The organism is Nocardiopsis suaedae (genome assembly GCF_027706745.1).
GTDB classification, from domain to species: Bacteria; Actinomycetota; Actinomycetes; order Streptosporangiales; family Streptosporangiaceae; genus Nocardiopsis_A; species Nocardiopsis_A suaedae.
Map to the genome: position 1 here is coordinate 37,590 of NZ_JAQFWP010000018.1, position 15,667 is coordinate 53,256.

The following is a 15,667-nucleotide window of genomic DNA, read 5'->3' on the forward strand; positions in this document are numbered from 1 at the left end:
TCGGTCGGGCTGGTCGTCGGGGCGGCGGATGCGCGGGTCCCGCCCCGGCGTGGCGACGGCCGGTTCGTTCCGATCCTCTGCGCGTCGGTGTGCCGTGGTGCACTTCCGCCGCGAAGGAGCGATGATACCCGCGGGGGAGGAGCCTGGCAATCCTCTTTTCCCTGATTCCCCGCCCCGGGGAAACGGTTCGGCGCGCGCCCGGCCCGTCGCCCGCCGAACGGGCGCGACCAGCGGTAACGATGGGATAAACCAGCGGGCAAGTGCGCTTCCCGGGATGGTGATCAGGGCCCGGAAGGGGTATCCGTCCGGTATTCCCACCGGTGCGAACGGAGGCGACGGTGACGACGACGACGATCTTCTTCGGAGAGCTGTTCGGAACGGCGATCCTGGTGCTCTTCGGGTGCGGCGTGGTGGCCGCCCACGTCCTGAACAAGTCCAAGGCGCACGGTGGGGGCTGGGTCCTGATCACCTTCGGGTGGGGCTTCGGCGTCATGGCGGGCGCCTACTTCGCGCTGCCGCTGTCCGGCGGGCACATCAACCCGGCGGTCACCTTCGGCCTGGCCGCGGCGGAAGGGGACTGGTCCACTGTGCCCGTCCGCGTCCTCGCGCAGCTGCTCGGCGGGATCATCGGCGCCGCCCTGGCCTGGCTGACCTACTACAGCCAGTTCAAGCACTCCGACGGGCCGTTCCTGGGGATCTTCTCCACCGAGCCGGAGGTGCGCAGCCCGGGGCCGAACTTCCTCACCGAGTTCATCGCCACCGCCGCCCTGCTGTTCGTCGTCACCGCGACCGGACAGAACCAGGAGCTGGCGCTGTCCGGGATGGGCGTGCTCATCGTCGCCCTGGGCGTGGTCGGCATCGGCATGAGCCTGGGCGCGCCCACCGGCTACGCCATCAACCCGGCACGTGACCTGGGACCCCGCATCGTCCACCAGCTCCTGCCCCTCAAGGGCAAGGGCGGCTCGGACTGGGGCTACTCCTGGATCCCCGTCGTCGGCCCCCTGGCCGGCGGCGTCGTCGGCGGCGTCCTCGGCGGCTGGGTGTACGGCCTGATGTAGCCGTGCGACCACCGGGACACCAGAGGCGGGCGGGGGCGACCCCGCCCGCCTCGCGTGTCCCCGTTGACCGGGATCGGACCGTCTTCGGGAAAACGCCCCCCGAGGGGGCCCAGGCACGGCAACCTCGTGATCGGAAGTCCCCCATCGGAAAGAAGCACGTCAATGGCTTACGGAAACGTTCCCCCGCCTCCGCCCCCGCCCCAGCCGCCGAAGAGCGGCATGTCCACCGGAGCCAAGATCGGACTCGGGTGCGGCCTGGCCGCGGCCCTCGGCTTCCTCCTGCTCATCGGAGGCTGTGTGGCGCTGATCGTCTCTTCGCCGCCGTCCGACGACGGGGGGTCCGCCGACCCGTCCGCCGACGGCGGAGGATCGGAAGGGGAGGGCGGATCCGGCGACGGCGGGTCCGGTGGGCAGGACGCGGCCGCGATCGGGGAAACGGTGGAGTCCGGCGCGTTCGCGTTCACCGTGACCGGTGTGGAGACCGGTGTCACCGAGGTCTCCGACGAGTCCGGGTTCGTGACGGAGACCCCCGACGGGCAGTACGTGGTCGTGGACGTCACCGTCGAGAACATCGGGGAGGAGTCCGGCTACTTCGACTCGTCCTCGCAGAAGCTGATCGACGCGGACGGCAAGGAGTACAGCACGGACACGGTCGCGGAGATCACGGGAGACACCGAGAGCCTCCTCAACGAGATCAACCCCGGCAACACGGTCGAGGGCCAGTTGATCTTCGATGTCCCCGAGGACGTGGAGCTCGACAGGCTGGAGCTCCGGGACTTCATCAGTCTCGACTCCTCGGCCGTGGTCGACGTGTCCGGCGCATAGGAGCCGGCCCGGGCGCACCGCCCCCCCGGTCCGGGGGGCGGTACGCCCGTACTACCGTATGTAGTAGCGATCCGCGCTGGTGCGGACGGGCACCGGAGGCGAACGGCGACAGGCGGGAACAGGGGAGCGGACGTGGTCGAGGGGCTGACGAGCACCATCCAGCTGGTGTCGCTGGCGATGGCGGTGTGGTGCATGGTCTCGGCCTTCCGCGACCGGCCCATGGTCGTTCCGCACCTGGTCGGCATGGGCGTGCTGTGGCTGCTCACCATCGCCCAGGCCGTCGTCTCCACGGTGGTCTGGGCGGGCGGCGACCCGCCCGCCGAACCGGCGACGCTCGTCGGGTACCTGGCCACCGTAGTGCTCCTGCCCCCTGCGTGCGCCGTGTGGGGGTTCATGGAGCGCAGCCGGTGGGGGCCCGCGGTCATCTCCGTCGCCTGCTTCATCCTCCCGGTCCTCATGGTCCGCCTCGAACAGATCTGGAACCCGCCCGTTGTCTGAGAGCGCCCCGTCCGCGAACGCCGCCGGCCGCTCCGGGCCCGGCCGTGTCCTGGTCGCGCTCTACGCCCTGTTCGCCCTCGCCGCCACCGCGCGCGCGGGCGTGCAGATCGCCACCAAGTTCCAGGAGGCGCCGCTCGCCTACCTGCTCTCGCTGGCGGCGGGCGTCATCTACATCGTCGCGACCGTGGGGATCGCCCGCAGCGGGCGCACCTCCCACCGGGTCGCCATGGTCTCCTGCGCGATCGAGCTGTGCGGCGTGCTGGCCGTGGGCACGCTCAGCCTCCTGGACCCGGCGGCGTTCCCCGACGACACCGTGTGGTCGCGCTTCGGCAGCGGCTACCTGTTCATCCCGCTCGTCCTGCCCGTGCTGGGCATGCTCTGGCTGCGACACGTGGAGAAGATCCGGACAGGGGAGACGGCACAGGCGGTCTGAGGGGGTGCCGTCCTAGGCTGGCACCATGAGTGAACCGCGCAGCGAGCAGTCCTCCGTCCCGCCCGTCGTCTCCCCCGCGCGCTTGGCCGAGCGCCTGCGTGAGGGCGGGGACCTGGCCGTCGTCGACGTGCGGTGGTACCTCGACGGCCGGGACGGGCACGCGGCCTACCTGTCCGGGCACCTTCCCGGGGCGGTCTGGGCCGACGTGGACTCGGACCTGGCGTCCGAACCGACCCCGGAGGGCGGGCGTCACCCGCTCCCGACCCCCGAGGCCTTCGCCGAGGCGCTGGGGCGGCTCGGCATCGGCGACGCCACGGAGGTCGTCGCCTACGACGACGCGGGCGGGTCCACCGCCGCGCGGCTGGTGTGGATGCTGCGCGCACTGGGCACCCCGGCCTCGGTCCTCGACGGCGGGATCCAGGCCTGGGACGGCCCGCTGGAGACGGGGGAGGTGCGCCGCGAACCGCGCACGCGCACGGCCGTCCCGTGGCCGGCCGAGCGGATCGCCACCACGGAGGAGCTGAAGGACCTGAAGGCGCGTCCGTACGGCCGACTGCTCTTGGACGCCCGCGCGCGGGGCCGCTACACCGGCGAGGAGCCCGCGCCCGTCGATGCCCGCCCCGGGCACATCCCCGGCGCGCGCAGTGCGGAGTGGCAGGGCAACCTCGGGCCGGACGGCCGGTTCGCCTCGCCGGAGCGCCTGCGCGAGCGCTTCGCCGCACTGGGCGTCGAGGGGGCCGAGTCGGTCACCGCCTACTGCGGCTCCGGGGTGACCGCGTGCCACGACCTCATCGCGCTGGAGCACGCCGGGTTCACCGGGGCACGGCTGTACCCGGGCTCCTGGAGCGCGTGGGGGGCCGACGCGGCGCTCCCGGCGGAGACCGGTGATGCGGAGGGCGGGGACTGACGGCGAACCGCGTGAGCGGCGCACCGTCGGGACTGCACCGCGTGGCCTTCGGACATCTCGGGTTGGCAGGCGGCCACGCGGTGGACCTCGTGAGGGAGGCAATGACCATGTTCCGTCACGATGGGGCCCGAATGGGGACGACGCGCCGATCCGACCTCGAAACCGCACCTAGGCGCCGTCTCACCGGGCTCTAACCCCTGGCGCCGATACTCATCGCTACAGGACGAGAAGCCGGAGGATTCGGATGAGCGCGGAGGACAGGCGAGACGGGCCGGGCGAGGAACCCCGGACCGACGAGACCCCGGAGACCGACGGTACCGGCGGCGTGTCCGACGCCGATGCCGGACAGGAGGCGGGCCAGAGCCCGGACGCCGCGTCCGGGCCCACCTTCGAGGCCGCCCCGACCGCGGACACCGCTCCGGAGGCGCAGACGCCCGCCGAGGCCGGGCCGTGGTCCCCGCCGGGCGCCGGCGCGTGGAGCATGCGGGCCCAGGGCGGCGGTCATCCGTCCGGCGCCGAGCCCTACGGGCCGCAGGGCCGGCACGGGCAACAGGGTCAGCACGGCCGGCACGGCCACTTCACGGGCGCGGGCGCCTTCGGCGCGCCCGCGGGCGGGGCCATGCCCCCGCAGTACCCCGGCGGCCACTACGCAGGGCAGCCCTACCCCGGCGCCCACCAGGCGCAGCACACCGGGCCCCAGCACACCGCACCGCAGCCGGGGGTGGGCGGCGGGGGCGCGGCCCCGCCGGACTGGCCCGGGGCGGTCCCGCCGCCCGGGGGCGCCGAAGGCGGCGGCAAGCGCAAGCGCCCCGGACCGGTGGCGATCGCGGCCGCGACCGCGCTGGTCACCAGCCTCATCGTGGGGCCCGCGGCGGCCGTGGCCACCACCTACCTCACCGGGGGGTCGAGCTCCCCGGTCAGCTCCCTGACCGGGGGGACCGCCGGGTCGGTGTCGTCCGGGGACGTCAGCGAGGTCGCCGAGAAGGTGCTGCCGAGCGTGGTGTCGATCGAGACCGAGGGCGGCAGCGGCAGCGGGGTGGTGATCAGCTCCGACGGGCAGATCCTCACCAACGCCCACGTGGTGGCCGGGGCGCGTGGCGAGAGCGTCCGGGTGCGGTTCAACGACGGCTCGGACGCCGAGGCGCGCGTGGTCGCCACGGACGAGGTCTCCGACATCGCGGTGCTCGAGGCCAAGGGGGTGAGCGGGCTGACCCCCGCGACCTTCGGCGACTCCGACAAGGTCGAGGTCGGCGCGGACGTGGTGGCGATCGGGTCGCCGCTGGGGCTGTCCGGGACGGTCACCTCCGGTGTGGTCAGCGCCGTGGACCGGCCGGTGAACACCGGTGTGGTGGACGGCGGACAGGAGCGGCAGGAGGAGCCGTTCGGCCTGGGCGCCCCGCAGCAGGGCCAGGGGGAGGTGCGGACCTCCACGGTGATCAACGCGATCCAGACGGACGCCCCGATCAACCCGGGGAACTCCGGCGGGCCGCTGATCAACATGAAGGGCGAGGTGATCGGGATCAACACGGCGATCGCCGGGACCTCGTCGGGCGGGCAGGGCGAGGCCGGGTCGATCGGCCTGGGCTTCGCGATCCCGATCAACCAGGCCCAGCCCATCGCCGAGCAGCTCATCGACCAGGGCAGCGCGGACTACGCGGCGATCGACGCGACCGTGGCGGCCGACCGGGGGGGCGTGCGCATCGTGGACACGTCCAAGGGCGGAGCGGCGGCCGAGGCCGGGCTGAAGGGCGGCGACGTGGTGACCTCCGTCGACGGGGACGCGGTGGACAGCCCGGACGCGCTGATCGCCAAGATCCGCTCGAAGCAGCCGGGGGAGACGGTGAAGCTGGGGATCACCCGCGACGGCAAGGAGCAGGAGGTCGAGGTGAAGCTGTCGGCCCAGTCGGCCGACAGCATCGGCGGCTGAGCCGGCCGGAGCACACGGGGGAGCGGCGGACCGGGGGTGTGGGCCTCCGGTCCGCCGCGTGCGGGCGGGCGCCGCCTCCCGGGAGGCCCCGGCCCGCGCCAACACCGAATGACGAATGGGCGAGCGGAAAGCGAAGATCCGACCGATCCGTCGCCCTAGGGGAAACTTTTTCCGCGTGCCGTGCGTTTGACCTCTCCGAAGGGGGCGATAACCCCTTCCACGGGGGTACGGCCGGTTTCGGTCGTCGGCGGCGACCTGCGGATTCCTTCCTCATCCGCAGTCGCCGCCCACTGTTTTCCGCGGGTTCGCCGTGAATGCCCGCGGGCGCGGGTAAACAGTCGGCAACATGGGCGCCGAACCGGGGCCGCGCGGCGGACCGCCCGGAGTATCGTCCCCGGGACCACCCGGGTTCGGGCCGTCCTGGCGGTCAGGGGCCCGGCCCGTCCGGCTTGCGCGCCCGCGCACACCCCCAGGAGGGCCGAGATGGCCGCACTCGCATCCGCCGCCACCCGCGAGCAGCCTCCCGAACCGCGTTCCGACCCCCGTCCCGAGCGCCTGCGCGTGCTCATCGGCACCGACACCTACCCGCCCGACGTCAACGGCGCCGCCTACTTCACCGCCCGCCTCGCCCGCGGCCTGGCCGCGCGCGGGCACGAGGTGCACGTGGTGTGCCAGTCCCCGGACGGCCCACCGCACACCGCCCGCGTGGACGGGGTGGTGGAGCACCGGCTGCGCTCGATGTCCTCGCTGGTCCACGAGACCGTGCGGCTGGCCCTGCCGCCGGGCGCCCCCGGCCACCTCGACCGGCTGATCCGGCGGGTGCGCCCGCACGCGGTGCACGTCCAGAACCACTTCCTCGTCGGCCGCCTGCTCATCTCCGCCGCCCGGCGCCACCGGGTGCCGCTCGTGGCCACCAACCACTTCATGCCGGAGAACCTGTTCAACTACCTGTTCGTGCCCGAGGCGCTGCGCCGCCCCGTGGGCCGCGTCGCCTGGCGCGACTTCCGCCGGGCGCTGCAGGGGGCCGAGCACGTCACCACGCCCACCCCCACCGCCGCCCAGCTCCTCCTCGACCAGGGGTTCGCCCGCCCGGTGGAGGCCGTCTCCTGCGGCATCGACCTGCGCCGCTTCCACCCGCCGGGCGACGGCGCGCCCCGTGCCGACCTTCGGGAGCGGCTCGGCATCCCGGACCGGCCCACCTTCGCCTTCGTCGGGCGCCTCGACGAGGAGAAGCGCATCGTCGACCTGGTCCGCGCGGTACGGCGGACCACCGTCGACGGCGCGCAGCTCGTGCTGGCCGGGACCGGCGCCCAGCGGGGCGCCCTGGAGCGCCTGGCCGAGGAGGAGGGCGTGGCCGACCGGGTGCGCTTCCTCGGCTTCGTGCCGCACGGGGACCTGCCGCTGGTGTACCGGGCGGCGGACGTGTTCGCGATCGCCGGGATAGCGGAGCTGCAGTCGATCGCCACCCTGGAGGCGATGGCCAGCGGGCTGCCGGTGGTGGCCGCCGAGGCGATGGCCCTGCCGCACCTGGTGGAGCAGGGCCGCAACGGCTACCTCTACGAGCCGGGCAGCCCCGACGACCTCGCCAAGTACCTGAGCGCCATCCTCGCCTCCCCCGAGGAGCGGTCCCGGATGGGGGCGGAGAGCCGCGCGATGGCCGCCCGGCACGACCACGAGCGCTCGCTGGACCGCTTCGAGCGGATCTACGCCGACGTGGCGCTGAGGTCGTCGCTGCGCGGCGGCTGACCGGCGCGGGCGGGCCGCTGCGGGCCGGAGGCGCGGGCCAGCGTCACCACCCCCGCGGCGCCCAGCACCGCCGCTCCGGCCGCGATCGCGGCGTGCGCGGGGTCGGTGGGCAGGCGCTCGCCGAAGTAGGCCACGCCGATGACGGTGGCGGCGATCGGGTCGCTGAGCATCAGGGTGGCGTAGGCCAGGGTGAAGTGGTCGGTGCGGTAGGCGTTCTGCATGATCAGCCCGCCGGTGAGGCCGATGCCGACGGCCACGGCGGTCATCGGCTGCACCGCCGCCGTCGGGTCGGCCAGCGCGGCGATGCCGATCACCCGGCCGAAGGCCGACGTGGCGGCGTAGGCGATGCCGCTGGCCAGCGCGAAGGAGCCGGCCCGCAGGGCGCCGCGCCGGGTGCGTCCCACCGCCACACACAGCGCCATGGCCCCGCCCGCGATCACGGCGATCTCGGTCAGGCCCATCGCGTCGGGGGCGCTGCCCTGGGCGTGCGGGACGGTGGTGAGGAGTCCGGCCAGGGCGAGGCTGACCGCCAGGGACCCCAGGACCTGCGCGGGGCTGGGGCGGCGCCGCCGGAAGACGGCGGAGAGCACCACGGCGAAGAGCAGGCCGGTGATGCCGATCGGCTGGATCACCACCAGGGGCGCCTGGGTGAGCGCCCACAGGTGCGCGACGATGCCGGCCATCGTCAGGAGGGTGCCGAGCCACCACAGGGGCATCCGCAGCAGCGCGCGCAGCAGGGCGAGCTGGCCGATGCCCCGGATGGGGGCGGTCAGCAGCGCACGGTCGTGCACGGCGGCGCCGGCGGCGACGGAGAACGCCCCGGACAGCGCCACGGCGACGGCCCACGTCATCGATCCCGCCCTTCGTGTCCGGGTGCCCGTCGGCGTGCGGCGCCCGCCCGAGCGGGCCGGAGTCCGGCCGCGGGGCCGCGTCGCACCGCCTCATCACCGCCCCGCGCCGCCGGGTGGACCTGAGGAGGCTGGGCGGGGGACGCCGTGCAGACGGGGGCGTGACGAGGTTACTGCAGAGCACGGACCCGCGTGTGCACCGAGGGGGCGGATCGGGCCCGGAGCGGGGCGGGGGAGGGGGAGTGAGATGCGCTACATTCCGGCAGGGCCGGCGGACGCCGTCCCCCCTCAGCGCTCCACGGTCGGCAGCGTGAACCCGATGACCGCCCCGCCCCCCTCGCGGTTCGCCGCGAACACCGTTCCTCCCTGAGCGTGCACGATCTCCTTCACCATGGACAGGCCCAGCCCCGACCCCGGCAGCGCGCGGGCGGCGTCGGACCGGTAGAACCGCTCGAAGACGTGCTCCACCTCCTCCGGGGCGATCCCCGGGCCCCGGTCGCGCACCTCCACCCGGCCGTCCCGGACCACGATCTCGATCGGTCCGCCGCTCTCCGCGTCGAACTTCGTGGCGTTCTCCACAGGGTTGGACAGCGCGCGCTCCAGCGCCGTCGGGCGCCCGTGCACCGTGCTCCCGTCGGCGTCGACCACCACCTCCCGGCCCGTCCGCCGCCGCACCCGGTCGGCCACGCGCTCGGCCAGCGGCCCCAGCTCCACGTCCGCGGGCGCCTCGTCCTCGCGGGTCCCGGTCGCCAGCTGCACCAGCTCGTCCACGAGCTTGGACAGCTCCCGCGTCTCGCCTTGGAGGTCGTCGACGAGCCGCTGCTGGGCGTCGGACCCCAGCCGGTCGAACGAGCGCATCACGCTGACGTTGGTGCGCAGGCTGGTCAGCGGGGTGCGCAGCTCGTGCGAGGCGTTCTGCACCAGGCGCCGCTGCTCGGCCTCGGCCCCCGCCAGCCGGGTCAGCATCGCGTTGAACGCCCGCCCGAGCCGCCCGACCTCGTCCGGGGACGCACCGCCCTCCGGCGCCACCAGGTCCAGGCGCCCCGTCGTGCGCACCTGCTCGGCGGTGTCGGTCAGGCGCACCAGCCGCTTGGTGACCCGCCGCGCCAGCAGCCACCCGGCACCGGCGGCGACCGCCAGCACCCCCACGCCCACCACGGTGATCTGCAGCGCGAGCACGTCCAGCATCCGCTCCATCGGGGAGAGGCGCTGGCCGATCTGGATCGCGCCGCGCCCGCCGCCCAGGGACACCGTCGCGATCCGGTAGTCCTCCCCGTCGGCGGTGTCCTCGCGGGTGTGCACGATCCCGGCCTTCCGCTCGGCCGCCACCGCCCGGTCGTCGTCGCGCACCGGCAGCACCTCGATCGACCGGTCGGCCCCGATCGGGACCGCCACCGAGCCGCTGGGCGTGACGCCCTGGTAGGTGAAGTCGTCCGAGTGCAGGAAGGTGAGCGTCTGGCGGGCGTCCAGCTCCGCGGTGGGGCGGCTGACGTCGTCGGCCAGCCGCTGGGCGGTGGCCTGGAACTGCTCCTTGGCGTCGCTGCGGATCAGCACCGATGCCGTGCTGTAGGCCAGGGTCCCGGTGAGCAGGCTGGCGGCGGCGGCCACCACGGCGAAGGCCACCGCGAACTTGGTGCCCAGCCGCCACCGCTCCGGCGAGGCCGCGTACCGGGCGAGCACCGCCGCGCGCCGCCTGAGGACCGCCGGCCGCCCGCGCATCCGCTCAGCCCTCCTGGGGGCGCAGCGTGTAGCCCACCCCGCGCACCGTCTGGATCAGCGGCGGCGCGTCCGGCGCGTCCAGCTTGCGCCGCAGGTAGCTGATGTAGACGGCGAGGTTCTTGGAGTCCGGCCCGAAGTCGTACCCCCAGATGCGGTCGTAGATGGTGGGGTGGTCGAGCACGATCCCGGCGTTGCGGGCCAGCAGCTCCAGCAGGTCGAACTCGGTCTTGGACAGCTCCACCTCGCGCCCCGCCCGCCAGACGCGCCGCGCCGCCGGGTCCAGCCGCAGGTCGCCGGCCTGCAGAACCGGCTCGGGGCGCTCGCCGTCGTCGGCGGAGGCGGGGCCGGCGCGGCGCAGCAGCGCCCGGATGCGCGCCATCAGCTCCTCCAGCTCGAAGGGCTTGGGCAGGTAGTCGTCGGCGCCCGCGTCGAGCCCGGCCACCCGGTCGGAGGTCTCCACCCGCGCGGTCAGCATGAGGATGGGCCGCCGGTCGCCCTCGGCGCGCAGCACCCGGGTCACGCCCAGCCCGTCGACGCCGGGCATCATCACGTCGAGCACCAGCAGGTCCACCGGTTCGGCGTGGGCGGCGGTGAGCGCCTGCACGCCGTCCTCGGCGGTCAGCACCTCGTAGCCCTCCAGCATGAGGGCGCGTTCCAGGGACTCGCGGATGGCGCGGTCGTCGTCGGCGAGGAGCACGCGACCGGCGGGGGCACTGGCGGACGTCATGGAGGACATGGTCGCCCATCCGGGTGAGACGACGGTAAGAGGACACGGCCGCCGCGCCGCGGTGAGCAGGAGGGGTGACGGACGGGACGTCCTTCGGCCCGGCTGTTCCGGGGCCCACCGGGGTAGGTACCCCGGTGGCCGCCCGCGTCGGGGCGGTGCGGCCGTGCAGGACGACGGGGGACCCGACCGGCTCGACGGAGAGCGAGGCAGGCGATATGGACACCGGAGAGGACCCGCGCTGGGTGGTCGTCGGTGTGGACGGTTCCGACTCCAGCCGGTACGCGCTGGAATGGTCGGCCAATCAGGCGATGACCTACGGACTGGGCGTCCGCATCGTCACCGCCGTGTGGCCGCCGGACTCCGAGGGGCCGTTCGGCGAGCTGATCCACCGGGGCGGGGGCGGCGCGGACGGCGACGACGAGGAGTCGCCGCGGCGGCACGACGCCCGCGCGCTGCTGGCGTACGCGCGGGACTGGGTGCTCCGGCTGTTCCCGGAGCTGTCGGTGGAGACCCGTGAGGTCGAGGAGCGTCCGGCGCAGGCCCTGCTGGAGGCCGCCTCGGAGCCCGGTGCGGCCTGCGTGGTCGTGGGGTCGCGCGGGCTCGGCGGGCTCGCCTCGGCCTTCGTGGGGTCGGTGGGGGTGGAGCTGGCGGCCAAGTCGCCGGTGCCCACGGTGGTGCTGCCCAAGCACCACGAGACCGCCGAGGGGCGGCGCGGGCGGATCGTCGTGGGCGTGGACGGCTCCGAGACCGGTGGCCGGGCGCTGGCGTTCGCGTTCCGCCAGGCCGAGCGGAGCGGGTCGGAGGTGGTGGCGATCTGCGCCTGGCAGCCGATGGCGGCGTTCGCCTCGTCGGTGGGGCCGGTGCCGCCGGAGGCCTTCGACGACGAGGCGGTGGAGGCGGCGGCGCGCCGCACCGCCGAGGCCGCCATGGAGGACCTGCGCGCGCAGCACCCCAAGGTGGTGGTGGACCTGCGCACGGTGCGGGCGCACCCGGTGGTGGCGCTGCTGGAGGAGGCGTCCCCGGCCGACCTGGTCGTCGTGGGCTCGCGGGGCAGGGGAGGCTTCCGGGGGCTGCTGCTGGGCTCGGTGAGCCAGTCCGTCCTCCACGGGGCGCACGGCCCGGTGGTCGTGGTGCGCTGACACCGTGGGAGGCGGACACCGTCCGAGGGGGAAGGGCCCCTTGACCGCGTGCCCGGGGGCGCGGTTCACTGGCCGTCGACGATTACCGACCGGTTGGTATCCCCCGAGAAGGCGGAGGCGGCAGTGAAGGCGTTGCGCGTACACGGTCCCGGCGAGCCCGAGGACGTCCTGCGGGTGGAGGAGACCCCCCGCCCCGAGCCCGCAGAAGGGCAGGTCCTCGTCCGTGTGCGCTCCGCCGCCGTCAACTTCCCCGACGCCCTGCTGTGCCGCGGCACCTACCAGGTCAAGCCCGACCCGCCGTTCACCCCGGGCGTGGAGCTGTGCGGCGAGGTCGTCCAGGCGGGCCCCGGGACCGGCGCCCCGCCCGCCGGGACCCGTGTCCTCGGCGGCGCCGCCCTCCCCGACGGGGCCTTCGCCGAGTACGCCCTCATGCCCGCCGACGCGGTCTTCCCCGCCCCCGACTCCCTCGGCGACGACGAGGCCGCCTCCCTCTTCATCGGCTACCAGACCGGCTGGTTCGCCCTGCACCGCCGGGCCGCCCTGCAGCCCGGCGAGACCGTCCTGGTCCACGCCGCGGCCGGGGGCGTGGGCAGCGCCGCCGTGCAGCTCGCCAAGGCCGCCGGCGCCCGGGTCATCGGCGTGGCCGGGGGCCCGGACAAGGCCCGCGTCGCCGCCGAGCTCGGCGCCGACGTCGTGGTCGACCGGCGCGCGGAGGACTTCGTCGAGGTCGTCAAGGCCCAGACCGGCGGACGCGGCGCCGACGTGGTCTTCGACCCGGTCGGCGGCGACTCCTTCGCCCGCTCCACCAAGTGCATCGCCTTCGAGGGCCGGATCGTCATCATCGGGTTCGCCTCCGGGACCATCCCCGAGCAGGCGCTCAACCACGTGCTGATCAAGAACTACTCGCTGCTGGGCCTGCACTGGGGCCTCTACCAGCGCCGCGCCCCCGAGCTGATCGGTGAGGCCCACCGCGGTCTCACCGAGCTCGCCGACAAGGGCCTGGTCAAGCCGCTGGTGAGCGAGCGCGTCGGGTTCGGCGGCCTGGCCGACGGGGTCCAGCGGCTCGCCGACGGGTCGACCGTCGGGCGCCTGGTCTTCTCCCCCTCCGCCTGAGCCCGCCCCACCCCCGACCCCCCTGAGGAGCCCCCGTGCCCGGACCCTTCTCCGTCCCCGGAACCAACGCGGTCGTCACCGGCGCGGCCGGAGGCATCGGCCGTGCCGTCGCCGCCCGGCTGCTCGCCGACGGCGCGGCGCACGTCGTCATCGCCGACCGGGACGCCGACCGCGCCCGCGCGGCCGCCGGCGGCCTCGGCCCCCGCGCGTCCTGGGAGGCGTTCGACGTCGCCGACGAGCAGGCCGTCGCCGCCGCCGTCGACCGCGTATGGGACCGGGCCGGGCCGGTCGACCTGTGGTGCTCCAACGCCGGTGTCGGCGCGGGCGAGGGCCTGGGCGACGACGCCGACTGGGACCTGTCCTGGCGGGTGCACGTCATGGCGCACGTCTACGCGGCGCGCGCGCTGTTCCCGCGGATGGCGGGGCGCGGCGGCCACTTCATGGTGACCGCGTCCGCCGCCGGACTGCTGACCAACCTCGACACCGCCCCCTACACGGTGACCAAGCACGGCGCGGTCGCACTGGCCGAGTGGCTGGCCATCCGCCACGCCGACGACGGCATCGGGGTGTCGTGCCTGTGCCCCCAGGGCGTGAACACCGCCATGACCGCCGGGGACGGCGCCTCGGCCTCCACCCGCCTGGGCGGGGAGTACCTGGAGCCGGAGGACGTCGCCCAGGCGGTGGCGGCCGCCCTGCGCGACGGGCGGTTCCTGATCCTGCCGCATCCCGAGGCCGCCGACTACGAGCTCCGCCGCGCCCAGGACCGCGACCGCTGGCTCAAGGGCATGCGCAAGGCCTGGGCCAAGCTCAAGGGGGCCTGAGAGGGGACGGGCCCGGAAACCGGGGAATGACGGTCCCCGGAGGTGGTGCCCGTGATCGTCATCGGACTCTCGTCAGGGACATCGGTGGACGGCATCGACGCCGCGGCGGCCGACCTTCGGCTGGAGGGCGACGAGGTCCGCCTCGACCCGCTCGGCCACCTCACCGCCCCCTACCCGCCCGCCGTCCGGGACGCGGTGCTGGCCGCCCTCCCGCCCGCGGCGACCACGCTCGAACAGGTCTGCCGGATCGACACCGGCATCGGGCGCGCCTTCGCGGACGCCGCCCGCACCGCCGTGGCCGAGCTGTGCCCGGGCGGCACCGCCGACCTCGCCGTCTCGCACGGCCAGACGCTCTACCACTGGGTCGAGGACGGCGCCGTCCGCGGCTCGCTCCAGCTCGGCCAGCCGGCCTGGATCACCGAGGCCACCGGCCTGCCCGTCGTGTCCGACGTGCGCGCCGCCGACATCGCCGCGGGCGGCCAGGGCGCACCGCTGGCCTCGGTCTTCGACGTCCTCTGGCTCTCCGGCCGGGGCGCCCCCGCCGCCGCCCTCAACATCGGCGGCATCGCCAACCTGACCGTCGTCGCCCCGGACGCCCCGCCGGTCGCCTTCGACACCGGCCCCGGCAACGCCCTCCTCGACGCCGCCGCCGCGCTGGCGCCCGGCACCGGGCGGATGGACGCCGGAGGGGAGCGCGCCCTGCGCGGGCAGGTGGTGCCCGAGCTGATGGAGCGGCTCCTGGCCGAGCCCTACTTCGCCCGCCCCGCCCCCAAGACCACCGGCAAGGAACTCTTCAACGCCGACTACCTGGAGCGCGCCCTGGCGGGGGTCGACGCCTCCTGGGACGACGTGTTCGCCACGCTGACCGACCTGACCGCGGTGACCATCGCCGACGCCTGCAAGGCCCACGGCGTGGGCGAGGTGGTGGCCTCCGGGGGCGGCGTGCACAATCACGGCCTGATGCAGGTCCTGCGCGCGGCGCTCGCGCCCGCCCCGGTCCGCGGGTCGGAGGCGCTGGGCGTCGGCCCGGACGCCAAGGAGGCCTACCTCTTCGCGCTCCTGGGATTCCTGACCTGGCACGGCATCCCGTCGACCGTCCCGGAGTGCACCGGGGCCGCGCACCCGGTGCTGTCGGGGCGGGTGGGGCGCCCCGGGCCCGATGCGCCGCTCCCGGCGCGGCTGCGCATCAGCGGCGACGCCCATTCGGGCGTTTAGGTCCGGACGGGGGCTCCGTCCCTCCGGGGCGGATTCGCCCGATCGGTGTACCTGATCATGGTTCATCGGTGACCATGTCCCTGGGCGCGGATCCGCCGGACCCGGGGGCTGGGCGGGCGCGGACGCTCCGGCGGCCGGCGGCCGCGGCGACGAGCTCGTCGCACTGCTCTACCGGGAGTTCCGCGCCCCCCTGCTGCGAAACGTGCGCCTGCTGACCGGCGGCGACGAGCAGTGGGCCGAGGACGTCTTCCAGGAGGCCGCACTGCGCGCCTGGCGCCGCGCCGACGCCCTGAGCCGGGAGCGCGGCGAGCTGTGGGCATGGATGATGACCGTGTCCCGCCGCATCGTCATCGACGACCGCCGCCAGCGCGGCACCCGCCCGGTGGAGGTGGAGGCCGAGCGGGGCGTGGACCCGGCGGTGCCGGACGGCTCCGAGCCGACCCTGTCGGCCCTGGTGCTCGCCCAGGTGCTGCCGGTCCTGGCCGACCACCACCGGGAGGCGCTCGTGCTCGTCTACCTGCGGGACCGGTCGGTGGGCGAGGCCGCCGCGGAGCTGGGCGTGCCGCCGGGCACGGTGAAGTCCCGGATCCACTACGGCCTGCGCGCCCTGCGCGAGGCGGTGGGCGGCCCCGACGGCGACGGCCCCCTCCGTCGTTGATCTCGGGAAAAACGACGCTAAAACCGCGCTTGT

15 protein-coding genes are annotated in these 15,667 nt (G+C 74.9%); 12 read left to right on the plus strand and 3 right to left on the minus strand.

Annotation, left to right across the window (positions count from 1 at the left end; translation table 11 throughout):
* The first annotated feature begins 338 nt into the window (after window positions 1-338).
* From O4U47_RS11900 to O4U47_RS11930, 7 genes are all read left to right on the plus strand, one after another.
* Entirely contained in the window at window positions 339-1,058 is a 720-nt protein-coding gene (locus tag O4U47_RS11900; protein ID WP_270677869.1) for an MIP/aquaporin family protein, read from the plus strand.
* A 219-nt stretch (window positions 1,059-1,277) separates the two neighbouring features.
* Window positions 1,278-1,883, plus strand: coding sequence for a DUF4352 domain-containing protein (locus tag O4U47_RS11905; protein ID WP_270677871.1), 606 nt, complete (start codon window positions 1,278-1,280; stop codon window positions 1,881-1,883).
* 132 nt (window positions 1,884-2,015) lie between these two features.
* Entirely contained in the window at window positions 2,016-2,381 is a 366-nt protein-coding gene (locus O4U47_RS11910) for a hypothetical protein (RefSeq protein ID WP_270677872.1), read from the plus strand.
* Entirely contained in the window at window positions 2,374-2,814 is a 441-nt protein-coding gene (locus O4U47_RS11915) for a hypothetical protein (protein WP_270677873.1), read from the plus strand. The genes O4U47_RS11910 and O4U47_RS11915 overlap by 8 nt, the downstream gene beginning before the upstream one ends.
* Before the next feature lie 25 nt (window positions 2,815-2,839).
* Window positions 2,840-3,721, plus strand: coding sequence for a sulfurtransferase (locus tag O4U47_RS11920; RefSeq protein ID WP_270677874.1), 882 nt, complete (start codon window positions 2,840-2,842; stop codon window positions 3,719-3,721).
* A gap of 244 nt (window positions 3,722-3,965) precedes the next feature.
* Window positions 3,966-5,648 carry a S1C family serine protease gene (locus O4U47_RS11925; RefSeq protein ID WP_270677875.1) on the plus strand — a complete coding sequence of 561 codons (1,683 nt, stop codon included), beginning with the start codon at window positions 3,966-3,968 and terminating at the stop codon, window positions 5,646-5,648.
* A 483-nt stretch (window positions 5,649-6,131) separates the two neighbouring features.
* A complete protein-coding gene (locus O4U47_RS11930) occupies window positions 6,132-7,394 on the plus strand; it encodes a glycosyltransferase (RefSeq protein ID WP_270677876.1) in 1,263 nt (420 codons plus the stop codon).
* Here O4U47_RS11930 and O4U47_RS11935 read toward each other — a convergent pair.
* The 3 genes from O4U47_RS11935 to O4U47_RS11945 all read right to left on the minus strand — a co-directional run bounded on the left by O4U47_RS11935 (window position 7,352) and on the right by O4U47_RS11945 (window position 10,688).
* Complete coding sequence (locus O4U47_RS11935) at window positions 7,352-8,245, minus strand: DMT family transporter (RefSeq protein WP_270677877.1); 894 nt, start codon at window positions 8,243-8,245, stop codon at window positions 7,352-7,354. The two genes, O4U47_RS11930 and O4U47_RS11935, sit on opposite strands and share 43 nt — an antisense overlap.
* Before the next feature lie 285 nt (window positions 8,246-8,530).
* Complete coding sequence (locus O4U47_RS11940) at window positions 8,531-9,961, minus strand: sensor histidine kinase (protein WP_270677878.1); 1,431 nt, start codon at window positions 9,959-9,961, stop codon at window positions 8,531-8,533.
* A 4-nt stretch (window positions 9,962-9,965) separates the two neighbouring features.
* Entirely contained in the window at window positions 9,966-10,688 is a 723-nt protein-coding gene (locus O4U47_RS11945; protein WP_270677879.1) for a response regulator transcription factor, read from the minus strand.
* A gap of 215 nt (window positions 10,689-10,903) precedes the next feature.
* Here O4U47_RS11945 and O4U47_RS11950 point away from each other — a divergent pair, with 215 nt between their 5' ends.
* From O4U47_RS11950 to O4U47_RS11970, 5 genes are all read left to right on the plus strand, one after another.
* Window positions 10,904-11,827, plus strand: a complete 924-nt coding sequence (locus tag O4U47_RS11950; RefSeq protein ID WP_270677880.1) for a universal stress protein — start codon at window positions 10,904-10,906, stop codon at window positions 11,825-11,827.
* A gap of 123 nt (window positions 11,828-11,950) precedes the next feature.
* Window positions 11,951-12,940, plus strand: coding sequence for an NADPH:quinone oxidoreductase family protein (locus O4U47_RS11955; RefSeq protein WP_270677881.1), 990 nt, complete (start codon window positions 11,951-11,953; stop codon window positions 12,938-12,940).
* Window positions 12,941-12,975: 35 nt separating this feature from the next.
* Entirely contained in the window at window positions 12,976-13,761 is a 786-nt protein-coding gene (locus tag O4U47_RS11960; RefSeq protein ID WP_270677883.1) for an SDR family oxidoreductase, read from the plus strand.
* A 42-nt stretch (window positions 13,762-13,803) separates the two neighbouring features.
* Window positions 13,804-14,976 carry an anhydro-N-acetylmuramic acid kinase gene (locus O4U47_RS11965; RefSeq protein WP_270677884.1) on the plus strand — a complete coding sequence of 391 codons (1,173 nt, stop codon included), beginning with the start codon at window positions 13,804-13,806 and terminating at the stop codon, window positions 14,974-14,976.
* A gap of 163 nt (window positions 14,977-15,139) precedes the next feature.
* Complete coding sequence (locus tag O4U47_RS11970; RefSeq protein WP_270677927.1) at window positions 15,140-15,634, plus strand: sigma-70 family RNA polymerase sigma factor; 495 nt, start codon at window positions 15,140-15,142, stop codon at window positions 15,632-15,634.
* Window positions 15,635-15,667 lie beyond the last annotated feature (33 nt).